The organism is Acinetobacter sp., assembly GCF_036659555.1.
Lineage (GTDB): Bacteria > Pseudomonadota > Gammaproteobacteria > Pseudomonadales > Moraxellaceae > Acinetobacter.
On sequence record NZ_JAVXCI010000016.1, the window covers coordinates 17,682 to 38,508 of the forward strand.

Here is a 20,827-nt window from a genome sequence, read left to right on the forward strand (position 1 = left end):
GCCGATTTCAGCTGCAGCCGGCTGCATTTAAATTTTGATTTTATGATGAATGATGCAAACTGCCATTGGGCAGATTTGTACGGGGCTTAGGACGTTAAAGAGGACTGGCGCGCAGCCTTATATCCGGAATTTACGCGCATGGATTCGGATCTCCGAAATGTTCAGGGATCACAATCAAGCGCTGCAGATCCGGCTGCGCCAGGCTGCCGGCGTGCTGCACTTCCACCTCAATATTGTAAAGCTGCTGGACTAAAGCGGGGGTTAAAATCTGCCGGGAGTTTCCTTGCGCGATAATTTGCCCATCCTTCAGCGCAATCATGTAATCCGCGCAGCGGGCGGCCGTGGCTAAATCATGCAGGACCATGATGATGCTTTTGCCCTGATTGGCGAGTTCTCTGACCAGATTCAAAATATCAGCTTGATGCCCGATATCCAGCATGCTGATCGGCTCATCCAGTAAAATCAGCGGCGTCTGCTGGGCCAGCACCATGGCAATCCATGCGCGCTGGCGCTGGCCGCCGGAGAGGCTGCTGAGGGGAACATTGCGCATTTCGGCCAAGTGGGTGGCAGACAGCGCTTCATCAATTGCGGTTTGATCTTCGGCCCGCCACTGCTTGAACCAGCCCTGATGAGGAAACCGGCCAAAACGCGCCAATTGCTCTACCATCATCCCGTTGGGCGCAGTGACATGCTGCGGCAGCAGGGCGAGCTGCTTGGCTAAATCCCGCTTGGATAAGCTTTTAAGGTCGCGGTTTTCCCATGCTGCAACGCCATCATACTGCGGATGAATCTGCGCAATGCATTTCAGCAAAGTTGATTTGCCGCTGCCGTTGGGGCCGATTAAAACAATGACCTGGCCCTGATTAAGTTCGATATTGATATTCTTGAGCACAGGATGCTCTTTATAAGCGGCGTTTAATTTTGAAATTTTTAAAGTCATATCCGGCTTGCATTCCGTGAGTTGCTGTATAAAAGCCATAGCAGTAACGGCCCTCCGATCATGCCGCTGATAATGCCTGCAGGAATTTCGACCGGCGCCAGTAATGTCCTGCCCAGCAAATCGGCTGCGGCAACCATTAAGGCGCCAATGCACAGCGCAGGAAAGACCGGGAAAAGATTTTTAGGAAAGAGCTTAAAGCTGAGAATAGGCGCGGCGATGGCGACAAATCCAATCGGGCCGGCAATGCTCACCGCGGTGCCCGCAAGAAAAGCGGCGATGCAGATCATTATAAAGCGCAAGGACGGCAGCGATGTGCCGATGCTTTGGATGACGGCATCGGGCAGGACCACGGCACTGAAGAAACGGCGCCATAAAAGAATGACGGAAAGCAGCGCGAGGATTAACAGGCTGGCCGGCAGCAGGATAGTATAGCTGCGGCCAATCAGGCTGCCTGTGCTGAAAACCAGAATGCTGCTGCTGTGCATGACAGGCAGTGTAGAGAGGATGAGGTCAAAGCTGGCTTTCATCAACGTTGCAACCCCGATGCCGATTACCAGAATGCGGTAGCCCTGTGTGCCGATGCCCCCCGCCGCAAGGAGAATAATGCTGACGCAGGCCAGCGCGCCAAACAGCGCGTGCCACCATTCGCCCAGCACAGGGCTGCTGGAGAATAAAATCGTAAAGGCCAAAGCCAGCACGGCGCTGTCGCTGATGCCGAAAACATCCGGGCTGGCTAAGGAATTTTTAGTGACCAGCTGCAGCAGCAGGCCGGACAGGGCGAGGGCAGCGCCAATCAGCATGCCTGCCAGCAGGCGGGGCAGGCGTATCTTTTCCAGCAGCAGCTGATCCGCCGGCTGCGCCTGACTGAGCATGGCAGACCAAAGCTGATGAAAAGACAGCCTGATTTCGCCATACATCAGGCTGGCCAGCATCAGGGCGAAGGCCGCCGCGCCTAAGATCAGCCAGGATTTCCAGGCCGGATTTGAACCTGCCCATGAAAAAGCAGCTTTCATATTACTTCTCCATCTGGACAATATTCTGCAGGCTATTTTGCCGCACCATCCAAATCAAAATCGGCGCGCCCAGCAGGGTCAATAAAATGCTGACAGGCGCCTCAAACGGCTGCACAATGGTTCTTGCCAGAATATCGGCGGCAAGCAGCAGCAGCATGCCGAAATAGCCGCTGCAGAGCAGCTGCTGCGGAATGCTGACCGCACCTATTGCCCGCGCAAAATAAGGCGCAATCAGCCCTAAAAAGGCAATCGGGCCTGTCAGGGCTACGGCGCTGCCGGTCATCAGCACGATGGCTGCAATGCAGGCCAGTTCTAAAAGCTTCAGGTTTAAGCCGAGGCTCTGCGCCAGCTGATCGCCGACCAGGCTTAACGTGAGCGGACGGATGACCGAAAAGGTGATGATGACGCCTAGGGCAATCAATACGCCCGCGGTGAGCAAAAACTGCGGTTCAACGCGGTTCAGTGAGCCTAGAACCCAAAAACGGTATTCATCCAGCCCATTTTGAAATTTCAGCAATAAGGCCGCCATCAGCCCTTGAAAAGTGCTGGCGATTGCAAGCCCTGCCAGAATCAGGCGGGTGAGCGAGCTGTAGTCCGTTTGATTTCGAGGCGTTAAGGCAAAAACCAGAACCGCGCTGATGAATGCGCCAAAGATTGCCCAGAAAAACAGGCTCAGCCCGTGCAGCTGCAGAATAACGGCAATCACAACCGCTAAAGATGCGCCGCTGTTGATGCCGATTAAGCCGCTGTCTGCGAGGGGATTTTTCAGCAGGTTCTGTAAAATCACGCCTGAAATGGACAGCGCCGCGCCCACCAGCAGGGCCGCAAAAGTGCGCGGGATGCGCAGTTCAAGCAGCGGCTGCAGCGGCGCCAGGCTCAAGCCGGACAGGCTCTGCCAAAGCAGCTTGAGGCTGTCCGCGATATTCGGCGAACCGGCCCCGTAAGAAATAGACAGAACCGTCAAAACGGCGAGTGCAGCAAGCGCGTAAAGCGGTTTTAAGCTGAGCGGCTGGAAAAGCATTTTTGACCTGGCAGCTTATGATTTAGGCATATGCGCCAAGACATCGGCTATGGCCTGATTGGCCGCATTCGGCCCGCCTACGCCTGTCCACATCGACGCGTCAACAGCAAAGTATTGCTTATTCTTAACCGCCTGAAGGCGCTTAAATTCCGGAAATTTATTCAGTTCTTCAAGCTGCTTTTCCGGCGGCAAATGGCTGCCGATAATGATCCAGCCGGCATCAATCTGGTCATAGCGCTCCCTGCTGAGCGGCGCCGAGTGGCTTGCGCCCGCCTGCTGCTGCTGCGCAGGGCGCGCCAGCCCTAAGTCGGATAAGACCTGGCTGGCAAAGGAGTCTTTATACATATAAATCGGGCCATTTGCCGTCCAGCGCGTGACGCTGACGGTCTGCCCCTGCTGGCCTGCAAGTTTGGCTTTGGCCTGCTGAATATTCTGCGCATAAGCGGCCAGCGCTTTTTCCGCGCTTTCCTGCTGATTGAGGATTTCCGCAACGCGCTTGAAGCTGCTTTTCCATGTTTCACCGGGGGCAAAACTCACGGCTGTAGGCGCAATCTGACTGAGCTGGTTCAGCAATTGCGTGTCAATCATGCTGCCGGCAATGATCAGGTCCGGCTGCAGTGTGAGAATGGCTTCCATGCTCGGCTGGGCAAAATTGCCTACAGAAGCCACCTGCTGCGTCTGCTGCGCCAAGTAAGGCTGGAAATTGCTCTGGCCGCGCACATAGGTGCTGCCCACAGGCTTAATCCCTAAGGCAATGGCGCTGTCTAAATCCAGCTCACTGAGCACAACCACTTTTTTAGGATGCGCAGGCACGCTGACTTGCCGGCCCAGCGCATCGGTGATTTGCCTTTGCGCCGAATTGGCGCTTTGCTCCGGCTGCGAAGCTGAGTTTCCGGCAGCAGAGGAAGCGTCATTGGGTTTTGCGCAGGCGCTCAGAAACGCAGCGAGCGCAATCATTGCGAATGATTTCATCTTTGGAAGTGAATGTTTATTTTCTGGAAAATGCATAAATCTTATCCTTCATCATCCATGACGCTGTGGCGCTCATCATGGTAGCTTTCTTCACTGTGGCCGCGCTTCCAGTAAGGAACCGCATATAAATTCGTTTTGCTGATCTTGTACTGCTGCCTCAGTATTTTCCTTAAGGCCACCACGCGCGTGTTTTCGCCGGCCAGAGTGACGGAAATGCTGTTTTTACTCCAATCCTGATTTTTAAAGGAGCCGGCAGCCGCATCTTCAAACGCCTGATCAGCGCTGATCCAGTGAATCTGCACGCCTTGCGGCGCTTTTAAATCCTGCTGATCCGATGCCTGCTCTATCTCAATCCAGGCCTCGCCTTGCGCATCATCTTTCAGCTGCTGCAGCGAGGCAGCGATCATCGGCAGCGCGGATAAATCGCCGATAAAAATAAAATAGCCGGCTTCCGGGTTGAATCTTGCCGGCCCGCCCGGCCCGGCTAAGCCGATTACATCGCCTTTCTGCGCATGCACTGCCCAGTTTGCGGCGGTGCCGAAATCTTCATGGCGCACAAAATCGACAACCAGCAATTGCTGCTCTGCAATGAAATCGCGGATGGTATATGTGCGCGTGACAGGCCTTTTTCCTGCAGGCCAGACAATTTTTCCTAGCTCATTGCGGTAGGGCAGCAGGGGCATGGCGCTCTGCTGCTCCGGGAAAAATAATTTGATGTGCGCGCCGGCTTCGTCCAGCGGGAAATCGGAAAAATCGCCGCTGCAGAAATAAATGCGCTGCATATGGGGAGAAATCTGCACAGAGGAGTGCACTTGAATATGCCGCGGCGCGGTATTTGGGTTGGTAGCCATTTTTTAATCTGCTGTTGTTATTCCAAATGATAAATAAAAATGATTGTCCGGGCAGTTTATAGCCAGTTTGCGCCGGCTGCAAGGTTAATGACATTAAATTGCATTTGTTAATGATAATTATTATTCTTTTGCGCTATTCTTGAAGAATATTGGCTGCAGCGCATGAACGGAAATTCAGCGCCAGTTTAACGGCAGAAATTTTTTAACCATATAACTCGTTTGATCAATGGTATTTATATGCAGGAAATGAAGACATTACAGCCATTAACCCGAGCGCAGCACAGCATGTGGCTGGGCCATAACTATCATGGAAGCCTGCCGTTTCACACGGCGGAATGGCTGGTGATTGAAGGGCCGCTGGATCGGGAATTATTCCATCAGGCGGTTGCTCTGACTTTGCAGGAGGCTAAGGCTTTGCATTGGCGCGTCATTGAGCAGGACGGCAAGTTTTACCGCAAAGATGATGTGGAAATTCAGCCGCCGCGCTTTATCGACTTGTCGCAGCTGAATGAAAAAGCGCTGAATGAATGGGTTGAGCAGCAGGTGCTGCCGGATTTTGACTTAACGGCAGGGCATCTGTATGACTATGCTTTTGCGCATTTGGATGATCAAAAGTATGCGCTGTTTATCAGGGCGCATCATGCGGCTTTAGACGGCTATGCCTATGGGCTGCTGATCAGCCGCTTCATTGATTACTACCAGTCCCTGAAAAACGGCACAGAATTGAAGAATAAGGCTTTTGAGCATTACAGTAAATTTATCGAAGAAGAGCAGCGCTATATTGAGTCGGCAAAAGCGGCAGAAGATTTGGCTTTCTGGAAGAAAAATTTTTCAGGGCTGCAGGCGCCGCAAAAAAGGCTGAAGCGCCGCCTGAACGAGCCGTTTACTCAAGGCTACCGTTTTGAAGATGTGATTGCTGCCGATGTGCAGCAGCAGCTGAATGCGCTGGCAGGCGAGCTGAAACTCCCAAGCGCGATGATTGTGATGGCGGTTTTCATGGGCTATATGGCAAAGCAGCTGGATGCCTCGCAGCAGTGTTTCGGCATCCCGATGCTGTCGCGCTTAGGCACGGCAGCCATGCGGATTCCCTGCCTGACGATGAATATTCTGCCTTTGCGCCTGGGCGCGCATGGCGCGGAAAATTTAAAACAGATTGCGCAGCTTTTGGCCTCGCGCTTTGCAGAAATCCGGCCTTATCAGCAGAGCTATTTTGAACAGATGCGCTTTGTGCTGGATGATTTTGAGCCGTTTGAAAATATTCTGTTTGGCCCTGTGGTGAACTGGATTCCGTTCCCGCTGCCTGAATTTTTCGAAGGATGCCGCCTGAAGAAAACCACGATTTCGGCAGGCCCGATTGAAGATTTTGACATGGCGGTTTCCAATAAAATGCTGGATGGCCAGGAGCGCCTGTATTTGGCGATTGACGGCCATCCGGAACTGTATAGCGCGGAAAGTTTGGAAGAATACTGGCATGATTTCATGAAGATGCTGAAGCTGTGGCTGATTCAGCCTGAGCTGGCCCTGAATGAGTTTGAGATTGATAAAAAACTGCCGGACTGAAGCCGGCAGCGGGGCGCGGCGGCAGCTTTAAACCCCCAGGGTTGCGCCGCCGTCCACTACAAGCTCATGCATGGTAATTTGCCTGGCCTGATCGGACAGCAGGAACAATACCGCATCGGCAATATCCTGCGGTTCTGCAATTTTGCCTAAGGGAATGCCGCTGCGGTACTGTTCAAGGCTTCCTGCAATAATGCTTTCCGGCGGCTTGTTATCTGTCCAAAGCTGGCGCTGCATTTGAGTCAGCGTGGAGCCGGGGAGGACTGAATTGCAGCGGATTCCATGCGGGGCCAGCTCTAAAGCCAGATTTTTAAAATAATGGCTGACCGCGGCCTTGGTGGTGGCATACAGCCCCATGCCCAGCCGCGGCACCAAAGCGGCGTTGGAACTGATGCTGACAATGGCGCCTGAGCGATGGGGAAGCATCTGCTGCGCCGCCCATTGGGTCAGCTGCGCAGGCCCGATAAAATTGGTATTCAGGCTGTGCAGCCATTGTTCTGCGGTGGTATCGAGCAGGCTGCCCATGTCTAAAATGCCGGCTGCATTCACCAGGCCGGAAATAGGCATTGCCGCAAATTTGGAATGCTGAATCTGTTCGATGAGGGAGGCTGTCTGCTGAATATCATGGCTGATGGCTGCAAAGTTTGCTGCCTTTCCTGCATCCAGCGCTGTAAAGATCTCCCATGCGCTGGGCTGAGGGCTTAGGTCAATTCCGATCACCAGATGGCCGTTTGCGAGGAGTTTTTCAGCGACCGCCGCGCCGATGCCCCGCGCTGCGCCAGTGACAATAAATAAGCCGGACATTTTTTAATCCTTATGATTTTAACAAAAACTAAACGATAATAAATATCATTTGATAATGATAACCATTATATTTATAGTGTTCAACAGCCTTGAGGCCACTTAAGGCAGCGATGAATGTATCGATTCAATAAAAACATCTCCCTGATATATGTGAGAGAAAATATGCTGTCAGTAGAACCATCAGTATTTAAAAATGCCATTGGGATTAAAAAGGAAGAATTATTAGAGGAAGATCTTGCCGGTTTTGTTTTTGCAGCGCCAACGGGCATGATTTCCAGCAAAAAAATCATTCAGAATATTGATTTTAAGCGTTCTGAAAGCTTGGATTTTCTGGAGCAGCAGAAGCAGTGGCTGCAGCAGGCAAAACAGCAGCTGGCTGAACGGATTCAGGAGCAGGGCAACGCTGACTTGATCATTGCCGGCAGCCTGCCCTTTGATACGCGCGACTTGCCGGAACTCTCTATCGCTGAAGCCAAAAACACCCATCTGGCGGATATCTTTGAAGCCGGAAATCAGGCGCTGCAGGCAGCGGCAGTTGAAGCGAAGCTGCTCCCAAAGCATGCGGACTATGTGGACGGCGTCCGCAAACTGGTGGAGCTGATGCAGACCACTGAATTGAAAAAAGCCGTGCTTGCGCGCGCAATAGACTTAAAAACTGCTGAAAAAATTAATATTGCTGAACTGTTTTACCGCTTATTCATGTCCAATCCGGAAGGCTACACCTTTGCCTTAGCGCAGAATCCTAAACAGGATGGGTGGTTTATGGGGGCCAGTCCAGAACTTCTGGCGGCCAAGCAAAATGAAAATGTATTCAGCCATCCTGTCGCCGGCACGCTGATCCGGTGTGAAGACCCCGCGGAAGATCAGGCGCAGGCAGAGCGCCTTCTGGCCTCGGCAAAAGACCAGTATGAGCACCGCTTAGTGATTGAAGCGATTGCAGATCAGCTGGCGCCGCTGTGCAGAACTTTAACCATTCCCGAATCTCCCTCCCTGATTAAGACGCAAACCTTATGGCATCTGGCGACCCAGATTCAGGGCAAACTGAAAGATCCTGATCAGCATATCTTTGATCTGGTTTCAATCCTGCATCCAACGCCTGCGGTATGCGGCCAGCCAGCCCAGCTTGCCAGAACGCTGATTTCGGAGCTGGAGCCTTTCCAGAGGAATCTTTTTGCCGGCACGATGGGGTGGAGCGATGCGCATGGCAATGGCGCGTGGTCGGTGAATGTGCGCTGCGGGCGGATCTATGATCAGTCTGCCCGGCTCTATGCGGGCGCCGGCATTGTGGAAGCTTCCCAGCCTGAACTTGAGCTGGATGAAACCGCGGCGAAATTTAAAACAATGTTCAACGCCTTAGGCTTGAAAGCGGAAGAATTGGTTTTCATTTAAAAGGTTTTTGTCATGCAGGATCATCAATTGGCTGAAGCCGGGCTCTGGGAAGGGATTGTGCAGTATCCGCCTGAGTTTATAGAAAAATATATTGCCAAAGGCTACTGGCTCGGCCAGACCATCAGTGAATTTTTTAATGAATGCGCGCAGAAATACGGCAAAAACACTGCAGTTGTCTGCGCGGAAAAACAGCTGACCTATGCGGAATTGAAACAGCAGATTGATCAGTTTTCTGCCTATCTCGAAAAACAAGGCTATCAGGCCGGCGACAGCCTGGTAATCCAGCTGCCGAACATCATCGAGTTTTTTATTGCCTATTTTGCCTCGATTGGCATCGGCATGCGCCCGGTGATGAGCCTGCCCGCGCACCGCCATGCGGAAGTGAGCCATTTTATTGCGCAGACAGAAGCAAAACTCTATATCTGCGCGGAGCGGCATTCAGGCTTTGACTACCGCACCTTAGCCCGGGAATGCCGGCAGCGCTGCCCGTCTTTGCAGCAGGTGATTGTGGCGGGGGAGCCGGAAGAATTTGATCCGTGGCCGGATGTTTCCGCATTTCCTGAGCAGCATGCCGGCGCGCCAAATATTACCGCGCGCCATGCGGCGTTTTTTCAGTTATCCGGCGGCAGCACAGGAACGCCGAAACTGATTCCAAGAACGCATGACGACTATCTTTACAGCGTGCGTGCGAGCGCTGAGATTTGCCAGCTGAATGAAAAGTCGAAAATGCTGATGGCGCTTCCGGCGGCGCATAATTTCAGCCTGAGTTCGGCCGGTTCGCTGGGGCTGTTTTTTGCCGGCGGAACGCTGGTGCTGGCAAAAGACCCTGCGCCGGACAGCTGCTTTGCGCTGATTCAAAAGCACCGGATTACCCATGCGGCGCTGGTTCCGGCCTTAGCCGCCAAGTGGGCGGAAACGGTGCAGCAGGGCGCTGCCAATATCTTTGCAGAGCTTGAAGTTTTGCAGGTGGGCGGCGCCCGCCTGCCTGACGCATTGGCGCGCCAGCTGATTGAAGAACATGGCTGCCGCCTGCAGCAGGTCTTCGGCATGGCGGAAGGCCTGGTGAATTACACGCGCTATGATGATTCCGCCGAAAGCATAATTTCCACGCAGGGCAGCCGGATCAGCGCCGATGACGAAATTAAAATTGTCGATGATGAGGACCGGGAATTGGCCGCCGGAGAGGTCGGGCATCTGCTGACGCGCGGGCCGTATACCATCCGCGGCTATTTTAAGGCGGATGAGCACAACCGGCAGGCATTTACCCGTGACGGCTTTTACCGTACCGGCGATTTGGTGCGCATGACTCAGGAGGGCAACATCATTGTTGAGGGCCGCAGCAAGGATCAAATCAACCGCGGCGGAGAGAAAATTGCGACTGAGGAAGTTGAACAGGCGCTGAATCAGCATCCGCAGGTCATGCAGTCCGCTTTGGTGGCGATGCCGGACCGGATGCTGGGTGAAAAAAGCTGCGCATTTATACAGTGGCGCAGGGAAGATCAGGACCCAAGCCTTACCCGGCTGAAGATGCAGCTGCGGCAGCATGTGCAAAAATTTGGCCTGGCGACTTTTAAAACGCCAGACCATATTGAATTTATTGAAGATATGCCATATACGGCCTTAGGGAAGATTGACAAGAAAGAACTCAGGCAGCGCCTGATTCAAGCATCAAATTAAATAGGCAGGTAAAAAAATGACGATTCCCCGCATAGCAAGCTATCCCATGCCGCAGCCCGGCAGCTTTCCTGCAAACAAAGTGAACTGGGCTATTGAGCCGGACCGGGCAGTCTTGCTCGTGCACGATTTGCAGCAGTATTTTTTAGACTTTTATGATCAGGCTGCAGCGCCGATTCCTGAGCTGATCAAAAACTGCCGCAGGCTTATTGACCATTGCCGTGATGCCGGCATCCCGGTCTATTACACGGCGCAGCCCGGCGGCCAAACTCCTGAACACCGGCAATTGCTGACTGATTTCTGGGGCAAAGGCTTGGCACCTGAAGAAAGCCTGGTGCAGATCATTCCGAGCCTCAAGCCGGCGGATCAGGATACGGTTTTGACCAAATGGCGCTACAGCGCTTTCAAAAAAAGCGACTTTGAACAGCGGATTAAAGCGAGCGGCCGCGATCAGCTGATTATCTGCGGCGTCTATGCGCACATCGGCTGCCTGCTTACGGCAGCTGAAGCCTTCATGCTGGACATGCAGGCGTTTCTAGTTGGCGATGCCCTGGCCGATTTCAGCCTGGATGAGCATCGGATGGCGCTGAGCTATGCCGCCGGCCGCTGCGCCAAAGTTGTTGATGCAGATTCAGTGATTCAAGCCGTGAACCCGAGAGCGAAAAGATGAAAATGGAACAGTTGAATTTGACTGCAGTGCGTCAAGCCGTCGCCAAGCAGCTGAATATGGATGCACAGGAAATTCAGGATGATGATGATTTATTCATGCTGGGGCTGGATTCAGTCAGCTTAATGACCTTGGTCGGCTTCTGGCGCGATGCAGGAATCAATATCGAATTTCAGGATTTGGTGGAAATGCCGACGGTGCAGGACTGGCTGCAGCGCTTAAGGCAGTAGCCTGCATATTTTAGGGCAATAAGCTGACTGGAGCTTATTGCTTCTGTTCCAGAGGCTGAACGCCTGTTTAAAACTGCCTTGACCCTATAAAGGCAGGCTCACTGACAACCATCATATTGCACAAGCGCGGATTTTCTATGCAGCTCGAACACTATTATTCATCAAAGCAATGGCAGAGGATTCAGGATTTTTCTGCAGCCAAAAACAGCCCGTTTTTAGTGGTTGATTTGGACCGGATCCAGTTTAAATACGAAGAATTAAAGCAGTGCTTTCCGCATGCAAATATTTTTTATGCAGTCAAAGCCAATCCGGGAATTGAAATTATTCAGCGCTTGCGCAATATCGGCTCAAATTTTGATGTAGCGTCCACCTATGAGCTGGACCGCGTTTTGGCAAGCGGCGTGCCGCCTGAGCGGATTTCTTTCGGAAATACCATCAAAAAAGCGGCGGATGTGAAATATGCCTATGACAAAGGAGTGCGCTTATTTGTCACCGATGCGCGCGCTGATCTTGAGCAGATTGCAGAATTTGCGCCTGGATCGCGGGTTTTTGTCCGGGTTCTCGTTGAGTCTGGAACGACTGCGGAATGGCCGCTGTCCAGAAAGTTTGGCTGCGACCCGGAGATGGCGGTTGATTTAATGGCTGCAGCCAAGCAGCTGGGATTAAAGCCTTACGGCGTTTCCTTCCATGTCGGCAGCCAGCAGAAAGAAGTCACCGTTTGGCGCACGGCATTGGATGCAGTCAAGCAGGTCTTTGACACCTTGGAAAGCCGGCATCAGATTCAGCTTGAACTGATTAATATGGGGGGAGGATTCCCGGCGCGCTATTTGGCGGAAATTAACAGCCTGCAGGCTTATGCAGATCAGATTAAGATGTATTTAAAGCAGAATTTTGACCGTGAAATTACGCTGTTTCTGGAGCCGGGCCGGTCATTGGTCGGCGATGCCGGCGTAATTGTTTCAGAAATTGTGCTGATTGCCAATAAGTCTGAAAAAGACGCTAAACGCTGGGTGTATACAGATGTCGGCGTGTTCAATGGCTTGATTGAAACCTTGGGCGAAACCACCAAATATCCAATTCATACGCCAAAAATGCAGGCGCAGGCTGAAAAATCTGAAGTAGTGCTGGCAGGGCCAACCTGTGATTCCACAGACATCATGTATGAAAAAATTCCTTATCAGCTGCCTTTGAACTTGACCATCGGCGACCGCCTGTACTGGCTGAGCGCGGGCGCTTATACGGCGTCGTATGCATCGGTTGAATTTAACGGCTACCCGCCGCTCAGAACCTTTTATCTGGAATGATGCGGCGCCTGAATATGCGCAGGCAGCAGGCTTTTACAGAAGCCTGCTGCTTTTGATCGCAATGCACTTTGCCCTGATGAGCAGGCATTTTGAATTTCCGCAGCCGCGCGGGCAGCCGGAAATTCAAAAATCCAATATGATAATGAAAATCATTATTATTTGTGTATAATCGCTGCTATTCATAATTTGAATAAAAGGCGAGTAAAATGACAGGCTTGTCATCCAGTCCTCAGAATGCTGAACAAATTTACTGTTTTGACCGGTTTTATCAGCAAAATTACCAATGGCTGTACAGCTGGCTGAACCGCACCTTGCGCGCGAATAAGCACAGCATAGAAGATATTATGCAGGATACCTTCTTAAAGATATTTATCCATGCGGATAGCGGCGAAAAAATCAAAGAGCCCCGGCCTTATCTGGCGACAATTGCCAAAAACCTGATCCTGAATCAGATCCGAAGAAAAAAAATAGAAGAGGATTATCTGCGGCTTTTAGCGGAGCAGGAGGAAGCGCTGGACTGCTCGCCTGAGCAGATTGTGACTGTGCTGGAAATACTGCACAGGGTTGCCGATATACTGGCGCGCCTGCCTGAACGCCAGCGCCTGGCCATGATCATGCACTATATTGAAGAAATGCCGCAGACCGCTATCGCCAGCCGCTTTGCCGTTTCACGCAAAACCATACAGCTGGATTTGGCGAAAGCGCTGCTGTTCTGCCACCGCCACCTTAAATTCATGCATTCATAATATGCCCGGAAAGCATTCATCATCAGATCAAGCGCCGGATGACCGCCTGATGGAGGAGGCTGCATTGTGGCTGGTCAAAATGAGCAGCGATGAATGCACTGAAGAAGACGTGATGGCGTATCAGGCCTGGCAAAAAGAAGATCCTGAAAGGGCCGCCTGCATTGAAGCGCTGCAGATGACGCTGGGCCATTTTGACTGCTTGAAACAGCAGGAAAATTCTAAGCCGGCTGTCAGCGCTTTAAATGCGGCTGCGCATCAGACCGAAAAATCATTATGGCTTCTGCGCTCGGTCATTCTGTTTGCCAGCACAGCGCTTATTGCAGTGATGACTTGGCATATCCTGCCGGCCAATGAATGGCTTGCAGATACCCGCAATCCCTATGATCAATGGCAGAATCAGCAGCTGAGCGATCAAAGCGAAATTAAAATCAGCGGAGAAACCGCTTACGATATCCAGTTTAACCAGCATAGGCGGGTCATCCAATTATATAAAGGAAATATTCTGGTTGAAGTCGCCAAAGATGCTTCCCGGCCTTTTATTATTGAAACGGAAAACGCGAAAATCACTGCGCTGGGAACGCGGTTTATTGTGCATCAGTATGAAAATGCGACGCTGTTAACCATGCTGGAGTCAAAGGCTAAAGTTGAAATACCGCGCGGCGCTCAGGGAGCGGCATTGCCGGATGAAATTATTGAAGCCGGGCAGCAGGTGCTGATTGCTGAAGGGCGGGGCATTATTTACCGCTCAAATATTTCTCCTGAGCTGTTTGAAACCGCATGGCAGCAGAAAATGCTGGTGGTGCAGAACATGCCTTTACCTGAAGTTCTAGGCATTTTAAAAAGCTATCACCGTCAGAAAATTGCCTTTGATGAGCAGGCGTTATCCAGTATCCAGGTAACCGCGGCATTGCCGCTGGAGCATTCAGCATTGGAGCTGCTTGAAAGCAGCCTGCCGGTTCAAATCCATGAAAATATTTTCGGCAGCCTGAATGTTGTTAAAAAATAATATATATCAATAAATTATAAAAATACTGAAGAAAAATTAAAATTCAGGTTCCCACTTGGCGGTCTCAAGTGTCTTATTTAATGAGAAAGATAATCTTTCGCATTAAATATTGAGATTCAGTTTAAGTATAAGGGGGCCACTTTCAATGATTAAGAGCAGTAAACCAATATCGTTTGTGCTGAAGCCGATAGTTTTGTCGATACAAATCGCATTGGCTGCTGGATTATCTGCCGCATCTGTGAGTGCCTTCTCCAAAGAAATCAGTGTTAAAAATTATCAGATAGCTGCGGGAGACTTGTCGGCCGCGGTAAATCAGTTTGCCATTCAGTCCGGTGTTGCATTGTCGAGTGACGGCGCCCGTTTAAACGGCATGAAGACGGCAGGATTAAAAGGGGTATACAGTGTAGAGCAGGGTTTTCAGAAACTGCTGGAAAATACCCCCCTGCAGGCCAGAAAAATAAATCAGGGCTATGTGCTGGCGGATAAAGTGAGCAGCCCAAAAACCAGCCCTGCGGCAAGCGCCGCCGGTTCAGCCCAGAATAGCGCTGCAGAATATCAAAATAACCAATCGGCTGCGCGGCTGGATACGATTGTGGTGACGGCTTCAAGCGGCACAGATTTGGCCGGTGAATCTAAAAACAACTATACCGTCAGCCGCTCAAGCAGCGCCACAAAGCTTGATTTGGCGCTTAAAGATACGCCGCAAAGCATCACCGTCATTACCAATAAGCAAATTGAAGAACAGGCATTAACTGATGTCAATAAACTTCTGGAAAGCACGCCGGGAGTGACGGTGCAGAACTATGGCGTGCCGGGCGCGGGCCGGACATCTTTTTACTCCCGCGGCTATGAAATCAACAACGTGATGGTGGATGGCGCGCCCACGCTGGTGAGCGGCAGCCGCGGCATGGAGCTGCTGGCAGGCTATGACACAGTAATTTATGACCGGGTTGAGATTACGCGCGGTTCAAGCGGCCTAAGCACCGGAACAGGCGATCCTTCTGCCAGCCTGAACTTTGTGCGCAAGCGCCCAAGCATGGAAGCGGAAGGCAGCGCCAAAGTCAGTTATGGGCGCTGGGACAAGAAGCGGGTTGAGCTGGATGTGTCGCAGCCATTTACTGATGATGCCGGCATCCGCGGCCGCTTTGTCGCCGCCTATGGACAGGGCGACAGCTATATTGACCGCATTAAAGAAGAAAGCAAAATATTCTATGGCATTGTGGAAGCAGACTTGGGCGATAAAACAACAGTTGCCGTAGGCGGGACATGGTCTGACAAAGATGTGGATGATGCCAGCCCGCATATGACTGCAGGAGCGACGACTACGGCATACAGTACGGGAATATTTGACGGCGGCCGCAGCTGGAATGCCGCCACGGACTGGTCGTATGCGCATACTCAAAGCTGGAATGGCTTTTTTACAGTCAGTCATCAGTTTAATGATTATTGGAAGCTGGCGACCAACTATCAATATAGTGAAACTGCGCCAGACCGCAAATGGGGCGTTGTTGGCACGAACTGGTATAATACGGAAAATAATACAGCGAGCTATAGTATTGGCCGGGAGAGCCCTGAATCCAAAGTGCATAATCTGGATATCAGCTTATTAGGCAAGTTTGACCTGTTTGGACGCGAAGCGCAGATTGCCACAGGCGTAAATGGCTATAATTCTAAAACAGACGATCCTGTATATGAACTATTAGGCGGATTTTCACGCTGTAAAATGACATATTTTCGGTGGAATTGCGTAAGTTTAGATAACTGGAATGGCGATGTAAAATATCCTGAAAGGGCAGATAATGACCGCTTAGTTAAGGTATATGGCAAATATCCATTAGATAATGTTATTGGCGTAAAAAATAACTATGAAAAACAGTATGGCTATTTTTTAAGTACAAAATTTGAACCAATAAATAATTTAAAAGTAATACTGGGCACACGCTATAATCATTATGAAACAGCGCAAAAATATAATGGCCCGATTTACGATAAAATGAGCGTGAGGCACGATCCAAAAGATAAATGGATTCCGTATGCTGGTTTAGTTTACAGCCTGACAGACAATACGAGCGCTTATGCCAGCTATACAGGAATATATAAAACCCAATTAGAAAAAGATATTAATGATCAGTTTTTACCGTTTATTGAAGGCAACTCTTATGAAATGGGTTTAAAAAGCGCTTTATTTGATGATCAATTAAACCTGCATACTGCTGTCTTTCAAATGAAGGAAAAGAATTTTCCTTATAAAATATTAGTGCCGCCGAGAAATCCAGCTACAGGGCAGCAATATAGCTGCACTCCTGTAACAGGAAATGTTTGTCAAATTAAATATGCTGCGGATGGCCCGGTTATTTCAGGCTTTGAACTCTCAGCGCAAGGAAAGCTTACGCCAGAATGGATGATTAATGCGGGCTATACCTATCTTCATGTTGACCAAGTGACCGGAGAGGCAAGGAACTCTTCATTTTCTATGGATTCAGGAGATTACAGTTATGAACGCCCTAAACATGCAATTAATTTAGCGACTAGTTATCAGGCGGCAGATGATTTAACCGTGGGAGGGGCTGTGCGGTGGAAATATAAAACCAGGCAGGGGATAAGTAACTGCATTGTACAGCCAAATGGCACAGAAAGCTGCTTATCCAATAAAGACTTTAAGACTAATTTAATGGGCAATCAGGGAAGTTTTGCGGTTGTAGACTTAATGGCGAGATATAAGCTCAATGAAAATATTAGCGCAGGTTTAAATATTAATAACCTATTTGATAAAGTTTATAAGAAAAACAGTTTAGCAAGCCTTTATGGTGAACCATTAAATGTCGCAATTTCTTTAAGCGCTAAATTCTAAAATAAGGAGACAGATAATGACTTGGCCATAAATCTATAAATCATCACTGAACAGTATATTGTCTGATGGAAAAATTAATTTATAAAATACTGTTTTCTGATTTAGCGGGTTAAATATATTCCATCGATGAAGATAAAAAATACGTCACAACAAATTGATTTAAAAAGGTATAGAAAATGGGTAAATTTACATTGCAAACTGGTTTAATGGCTGCTGCGCTTCTCGCAACTTCATTTGCTTCTGCCGGCATTGATTTTAAAACCAATCTGACGGGCTATAACTTTAATGCAGAAGCAGCAAATGTGCTGAATGGATATGTAGGGACATTTACATATAACAATCAGAACTATGGGCAGGGCGTGAATAATGCCATGAATTTAACTGCACTGCCTGCAGGCCTGACCCGCGCTCATGCAAATCCAACATCTCCAAATAAAAATGCAACCTATGTTTTTTATAAACAGGCCAATTCTGTCGTAATCGGCAATGCGGCCCGCGGCTTAAATGAATTTAATGACCGCCAGTTTACCAAAGCCGTAGTGGGCACGCCGACAGCAAAAAGCACATTGCCTGCGACTGCAACCTATACCTATAAGGGCGATATTTTCAATCACATTAACAGTACAGCGGGCGGTTTAAATTATACCGTGAATGTAAATAATGGCAGTGTGACGGGTTCCGGTTCTGTTTCAGGCATTACAGGCAAGCGGCCATCAGGCGGTGTTGTCGGAACATTCAACATCAGCGGCACACTGGATCAAGTGACTTTTGACAGCAATTTAAAAGCCACAGGCAATGCGACTTTGACATATGTTGACGGTGCCGGCAGCTTCGCTTTGCAAGACACCAAATATGATATTGGCCTGTTTGGCGCAGGCGCGGCGGAAGTAGCAGGCGGTATTTATACGGATGCAGCGACTGCATCTGCAGCGACGGATAACCTGCAGCAGTTGACAGGCGGTTACGGCTTTGCCGGCAAGCAGTAATTTTATAGGCGCCGTTTTAAATAATTGCTGGATGCGCTTTGCTGCATAAAGGCATATCCGTGTTTTTATTTCCCACAACTAGGTAAATGATTATCATTTACCTAGTTGTTATATTTATTCTTCATAAAATTCCCGTCATGAAACTTTCCGTCAAGAAAAAACAGCATTTTAGCCATGCATATTTTGGCTACCAAAATATTTCGGTTCCCATCGTTCCCTTGTTTTTGATCGGCGGGTTGATGATGCAGCCTGCTGAACGCGGCCATGCGGCGGCGCCCGAACCTGCGCTGGCGGTCATTCAGCCATTGGATAATCTGGATAAAATTTCTTCAGACTTAACCGATGCCCGCCGCTACCGCGCGCCGGATGAACAGCATAAAAAAGCGCTGGAGGATCATGAGCAGAAGCGCCAAAAACCGGTCAATGTCACCGATGAAGAAGTAAAAAATAATCCGCAAATTGCTGAAATTATTATTCAGGCCTCAATTCAGAACCGGGACTGGAAAACACTGCAAAAAGTGCTGCCGCTCTACCTGCAGTCACCGCAGCACGACCCCATGCTGGCGCTTTATGCCCAGGGGGCGGTATACCGCCAGCAGGGCAAGCATAAGCTGGCGATACAGCAGTATCAGAACATGCTGGAAAAAGACGCCAGCCTGGACTATGTGCGCTTTGATCTTGGGGCAATGCTGTTTGAAAACCGCCAGTACCGCCAGGCGGAAAAAATATTTTTACAAACGCAGAATAATCCTCAAGTCGAGGATAATTTCCGTATTCTGGCAGGGCAGTTTTTAGCGCAAATCAAAAAGCAGGAAAAAACCGCTGGCAAAGCCCATCTGCGCATGGTGCATAACGATAACGTCAATCAAACCACGGAAGGCCGCTTTTTAAATTTCGCCGGGCTGGTTTTTGAAAAGACCCCGCCGATTGCATCCCTGGGCGCGAATTATGCGCTGGCTTTAGAACAGGAGCGCAATTTAGCCGGCAACCATTTCCTCAACTGGAACCTGTCGGCAGATGGCTTGAATTATGCCAGCGCGCATGATTTTGATGAGCACGGCCTGAATATCGATCTCAATTATAAATGGCAGGATATTAAATCCTGGTTTAATTTTGGGCCAACATTGGAATGGCGCTGGCTGAATCAGGAGCACTATATTGATACTTATGGAGTATCTGCAGGCTATGGGCGCTGGCTGTCGCCGCGCTGGCAAGCTAACCTGAATGGGCGCTGGATCAGTAAAACCTATAAAGACGCTGATTATCAAATATTCAATGGGCAAACCATCAACGCCTCTTCTTCTGTGATGTATTTGCTGGCTGCGGACACCGCGGTTTTCGGCGGGCTGAGTTTTCAAAAAGATGATCTGGAAAGGAAATCTGAAGGCTTTGATCAGTATGGAATCAATTTAGGCATCTATAAGCAGTGGGCAAATGGCTTGAATGCTGTTTCAAGTGTGCAGCGCGCATCACGCAGCTATGATCACTCCTTAATGAACAGGAAAGATCAGCGGCTGAATGCAAGCATCAATATTGGCCATAAGAAACTCAATTTCTTCAATATAGAGCCAAAATTGGGGTTTCAGTATGACGATGTGGACAGCAGCATTGACCAGTTTTATACCCGGAAAATCCAGCAGTGGATGCTGACTTTTGAGAAGAAGTTTTAAAAATGAGTCATTTGAATATAAGAAATGGGGAAGCGGCAAAGCTGTATGAACTGCTGCGTGATTCTAATTTGCAGGTGACGGTTGCCCGCCTGGTTATTCTTGGAATTATTGAACAGTCTGAACATGAATTGACTGCGGCGCAAATTATGCGCCATACAGCGTTCCGAACTGCGAAAATATCATTTGGCGTTGTGTATGCGACTTTAAATACTCTGGAAAAAGCCGGGTTAATCGAGCGCTTTAAGCTGGGCAGAGAGCAGGGCCGTTATGCATTTCACAGAACAATCTAGTTTGATCAGGCGGCGCTGCCATGCATTGCAGCAGCGCCGGATATGCCGGCCATAAAGAACTTTACGGGAAAATCATGAGGGCATTCGGGTTTGCTGGGAATCAGCCCAATCCATGGCCTTTAAAAAACAGCTTAAAACTGCCCAGATCTCTATAAATCAGCAAGTGATCATTAACTGGCAGCGCAATTCATATTGCAAGCTCCTTCTCCCTTGGGGGAGAAGGTGAGGATGAGGGAGTTTTTTGAATAAAATTCTGCTCAATGGGGATGCTTGTAGTTGCTGGTCGTATCATGGTGCTGATGATAGTGGCTTGACTTATGCATTTCATGCTCATCAGATTTATCTTTAGGATTTTTTTGCGGCTGGCTGTCCTCTGGACTCGTTTGCTCTTCAGTTTTTTCAGATCCTGATTGATCTTTTGGGTGCTGGCGCTTGGTCATTTTACTCATCCTTTGCTAAAAGTATGAAATTACCGATTCGTTAACCGACTCAATCAGCATGCGCGGCCGCAAAAAAAAGATATAGTTTGATATTGTATTGGCTTTGCTGCGCAGAGGCTGTTTGCGGGGGGGGGGGCTTGAATTAAATTGCCTAGGGGCTAATCCCTTGTTTGCAGTGAATCAGGCAGTTTCTGCTGTCAAAAATGCCTTAAAGCCGATGATCAATTGAGAGCATTGTTATGGCCGTGGCCGCAAAATAAAAAACTGCATTAAGAATTTTTTATTGCGTTGAATAACAGAAGAAGAATGGGTTTAAAAAACCATTAAAATCAGCAATAAAAAAAACTCCGATCTTTTGATCAGGGCTTTTTGAATTTGGAGCGGGAAAGGAGACTCGAACTCCCGACCCCAACCTT

General features: G+C 49.6%; 19 protein-coding genes. 12 read left to right on the plus strand and 7 right to left on the minus strand.

Features of this window, described 5'->3' with window-relative positions:
* Positions 1 to 130: 130 nt before the first annotated feature.
* The 5 genes from RSA72_RS03795 to RSA72_RS03815 are packed head-to-tail and all read right to left on the minus strand — an operon-like array spanning position 131 to position 4,797.
* Entirely contained in the window at positions 131 to 940 is an 810-nt protein-coding gene (locus RSA72_RS03795; protein WP_332621267.1) for an ABC transporter ATP-binding protein, read from the minus strand.
* Positions 937 to 1,953 carry a FecCD family ABC transporter permease gene (locus RSA72_RS03800; protein ID WP_332621269.1) on the minus strand — a complete coding sequence of 339 codons (1,017 nt, stop codon included), beginning with the start codon at positions 1,951 to 1,953 and terminating at the stop codon, positions 937 to 939. Before RSA72_RS03800 ends, RSA72_RS03795 begins: the two co-directional genes overlap by 4 nt.
* Before the next feature lies 1 nt (position 1,954).
* A complete protein-coding gene (locus RSA72_RS03805) occupies positions 1,955 to 2,974 on the minus strand; it encodes a FecCD family ABC transporter permease (protein WP_332621271.1) in 1,020 nt (339 codons plus the stop codon).
* A 15-nt stretch (positions 2,975 to 2,989) separates the two neighbouring features.
* Positions 2,990 to 3,931, minus strand: coding sequence for an ABC transporter substrate-binding protein (locus tag RSA72_RS03810; protein WP_332621273.1), 942 nt, complete (start codon positions 3,929 to 3,931; stop codon positions 2,990 to 2,992).
* Between the two features lie 56 nt (positions 3,932 to 3,987).
* Complete coding sequence (locus RSA72_RS03815; RefSeq protein ID WP_332621275.1) at positions 3,988 to 4,797, minus strand: siderophore-interacting protein; 810 nt, start codon at positions 4,795 to 4,797, stop codon at positions 3,988 to 3,990.
* Positions 4,798 to 5,043: 246 nt separating this feature from the next.
* Between RSA72_RS03815 and RSA72_RS03820 the strand changes: the two genes are divergently transcribed.
* Positions 5,044 to 6,357 carry a condensation domain-containing protein gene (locus RSA72_RS03820; RefSeq protein WP_332621277.1) on the plus strand — a complete coding sequence of 438 codons (1,314 nt, stop codon included), beginning with the start codon at positions 5,044 to 5,046 and terminating at the stop codon, positions 6,355 to 6,357.
* A 27-nt stretch (positions 6,358 to 6,384) separates the two neighbouring features.
* Here the strand turns inward: RSA72_RS03820 and RSA72_RS03825 are convergent, their stop codons facing one another.
* A complete protein-coding gene (locus tag RSA72_RS03825) occupies positions 6,385 to 7,158 on the minus strand; it encodes an SDR family oxidoreductase (protein ID WP_332621279.1) in 774 nt (257 codons plus the stop codon).
* Positions 7,159 to 7,320: 162 nt separating this feature from the next.
* On the opposite strand from RSA72_RS03825, the gene RSA72_RS03830 reads away from it, so the two are divergent.
* From RSA72_RS03830 to RSA72_RS03880, 11 genes are all read left to right on the plus strand, one after another.
* On the plus strand, positions 7,321 to 8,547 hold the full coding sequence (locus RSA72_RS03830; RefSeq protein WP_332621281.1) for an isochorismate synthase: 1,227 nt from the start codon (positions 7,321 to 7,323) through the stop codon (positions 8,545 to 8,547).
* A gap of 12 nt (positions 8,548 to 8,559) precedes the next feature.
* Positions 8,560 to 10,224 carry a (2,3-dihydroxybenzoyl)adenylate synthase gene (locus RSA72_RS03835; protein ID WP_332621283.1) on the plus strand — a complete coding sequence of 555 codons (1,665 nt, stop codon included), beginning with the start codon at positions 8,560 to 8,562 and terminating at the stop codon, positions 10,222 to 10,224.
* A 16-nt stretch (positions 10,225 to 10,240) separates the two neighbouring features.
* Positions 10,241 to 10,891, plus strand: a complete 651-nt coding sequence (locus tag RSA72_RS03840) for an isochorismatase family protein (protein WP_332621285.1) — start codon at positions 10,241 to 10,243, stop codon at positions 10,889 to 10,891.
* Positions 10,888 to 11,118, plus strand: coding sequence for a phosphopantetheine-binding protein (locus RSA72_RS03845; protein WP_332621286.1), 231 nt, complete (start codon positions 10,888 to 10,890; stop codon positions 11,116 to 11,118). The genes RSA72_RS03840 and RSA72_RS03845 overlap by 4 nt, the downstream gene beginning before the upstream one ends.
* A 137-nt stretch (positions 11,119 to 11,255) precedes the next feature.
* Complete coding sequence (locus RSA72_RS03850) at positions 11,256 to 12,422, plus strand: type III PLP-dependent enzyme (protein ID WP_332621288.1); 1,167 nt, start codon at positions 11,256 to 11,258, stop codon at positions 12,420 to 12,422.
* Between the two features lie 206 nt (positions 12,423 to 12,628).
* On the plus strand, positions 12,629 to 13,168 hold the full coding sequence (locus tag RSA72_RS03855) for an RNA polymerase sigma factor (RefSeq protein WP_332621290.1): 540 nt from the start codon (positions 12,629 to 12,631) through the stop codon (positions 13,166 to 13,168).
* A gap of 1 nt (position 13,169) precedes the next feature.
* Positions 13,170 to 14,174 carry a FecR family protein gene (locus RSA72_RS03860; RefSeq protein ID WP_332621292.1) on the plus strand — a complete coding sequence of 335 codons (1,005 nt, stop codon included), beginning with the start codon at positions 13,170 to 13,172 and terminating at the stop codon, positions 14,172 to 14,174.
* Positions 14,175 to 14,856: 682 nt separating this feature from the next.
* Positions 14,857 to 17,025, plus strand: coding sequence for a TonB-dependent siderophore receptor (locus tag RSA72_RS03865; RefSeq protein WP_332621294.1), 2,169 nt, complete (start codon positions 14,857 to 14,859; stop codon positions 17,023 to 17,025).
* Positions 17,026 to 17,201: 176 nt separating this feature from the next.
* Entirely contained in the window at positions 17,202 to 18,011 is an 810-nt protein-coding gene (locus RSA72_RS03870; protein WP_332621296.1) for a factor H binding protein domain-containing protein, read from the plus strand.
* A 239-nt stretch (positions 18,012 to 18,250) separates the two neighbouring features.
* Positions 18,251 to 19,681: a surface lipoprotein assembly modifier gene (locus RSA72_RS03875; protein WP_332621298.1), complete on the plus strand. Its 1,431-nt coding sequence runs from the start codon at positions 18,251 to 18,253 to the stop codon at positions 19,679 to 19,681.
* Positions 19,682 to 19,683: 2 nt separating this feature from the next.
* A complete protein-coding gene (locus RSA72_RS03880; RefSeq protein ID WP_332621300.1) occupies positions 19,684 to 19,971 on the plus strand; it encodes a transcriptional repressor in 288 nt (95 codons plus the stop codon).
* A 257-nt stretch (positions 19,972 to 20,228) separates the two neighbouring features.
* On the opposite strand, the gene RSA72_RS03885 is transcribed toward RSA72_RS03880, so the two are convergent.
* Positions 20,229 to 20,411: a hypothetical protein gene (locus RSA72_RS03885; RefSeq protein WP_332621301.1), complete on the minus strand. Its 183-nt coding sequence runs from the start codon at positions 20,409 to 20,411 to the stop codon at positions 20,229 to 20,231.
* Positions 20,412 to 20,827 lie beyond the last annotated feature (416 nt).

What these genes read in the sequence shown, in the direction of transcription:
- RSA72_RS03795 (WP_332621267.1), bottom strand. Translation starts at nt 940, where the DNA reads ATGACTTTAAAAATTTCAAAATTAAACGCCGCTTATAAAGAGCATCCT.
- RSA72_RS03800 (WP_332621269.1), bottom strand. Translation starts at nt 1,953, where the DNA reads ATGAAAGCTGCTTTTTCATGGGCAGGTTCAAATCCGGCCTGGAAATCC.
- RSA72_RS03805 (WP_332621271.1), bottom strand. Translation starts at nt 2,974, where the DNA reads ATGCTTTTCCAGCCGCTCAGCTTAAAACCGCTTTACGCGCTTGCTGCA.
- RSA72_RS03810 (WP_332621273.1), bottom strand. Translation starts at nt 3,931, where the DNA reads ATGATTGCGCTCGCTGCGTTTCTGAGCGCCTGCGCAAAACCCAATGAC.
- RSA72_RS03815 (WP_332621275.1), bottom strand. Translation starts at nt 4,797, where the DNA reads ATGGCTACCAACCCAAATACCGCGCCGCGGCATATTCAAGTGCACTCC.
- RSA72_RS03820 (WP_332621277.1), top strand. Translation starts at nt 5,044, where the DNA reads ATGAAGACATTACAGCCATTAACCCGAGCGCAGCACAGCATGTGGCTG.
- RSA72_RS03825 (WP_332621279.1), bottom strand. Translation starts at nt 7,158, where the DNA reads ATGTCCGGCTTATTTATTGTCACTGGCGCAGCGCGGGGCATCGGCGCG.
- RSA72_RS03830 (WP_332621281.1), top strand. Translation starts at nt 7,321, where the DNA reads ATGCTGTCAGTAGAACCATCAGTATTTAAAAATGCCATTGGGATTAAA.
- RSA72_RS03835 (WP_332621283.1), top strand. Translation starts at nt 8,560, where the DNA reads ATGCAGGATCATCAATTGGCTGAAGCCGGGCTCTGGGAAGGGATTGTG.
- RSA72_RS03840 (WP_332621285.1), top strand. Translation starts at nt 10,241, where the DNA reads ATGACGATTCCCCGCATAGCAAGCTATCCCATGCCGCAGCCCGGCAGC.
- RSA72_RS03845 (WP_332621286.1), top strand. Translation starts at nt 10,888, where the DNA reads ATGAAAATGGAACAGTTGAATTTGACTGCAGTGCGTCAAGCCGTCGCC.
- RSA72_RS03850 (WP_332621288.1), top strand. Translation starts at nt 11,256, where the DNA reads ATGCAGCTCGAACACTATTATTCATCAAAGCAATGGCAGAGGATTCAG.
- RSA72_RS03855 (WP_332621290.1), top strand. Translation starts at nt 12,629, where the DNA reads ATGACAGGCTTGTCATCCAGTCCTCAGAATGCTGAACAAATTTACTGT.
- RSA72_RS03860 (WP_332621292.1), top strand. Translation starts at nt 13,170, where the DNA reads ATGCCCGGAAAGCATTCATCATCAGATCAAGCGCCGGATGACCGCCTG.
- RSA72_RS03870 (WP_332621296.1), top strand. Translation starts at nt 17,202, where the DNA reads ATGGGTAAATTTACATTGCAAACTGGTTTAATGGCTGCTGCGCTTCTC.
- RSA72_RS03875 (WP_332621298.1), top strand. Translation starts at nt 18,251, where the DNA reads ATGATGCAGCCTGCTGAACGCGGCCATGCGGCGGCGCCCGAACCTGCG.
- RSA72_RS03880 (WP_332621300.1), top strand. Translation starts at nt 19,684, where the DNA reads ATGAGTCATTTGAATATAAGAAATGGGGAAGCGGCAAAGCTGTATGAA.
- RSA72_RS03885 (WP_332621301.1), bottom strand. Translation starts at nt 20,411, where the DNA reads ATGACCAAGCGCCAGCACCCAAAAGATCAATCAGGATCTGAAAAAACT.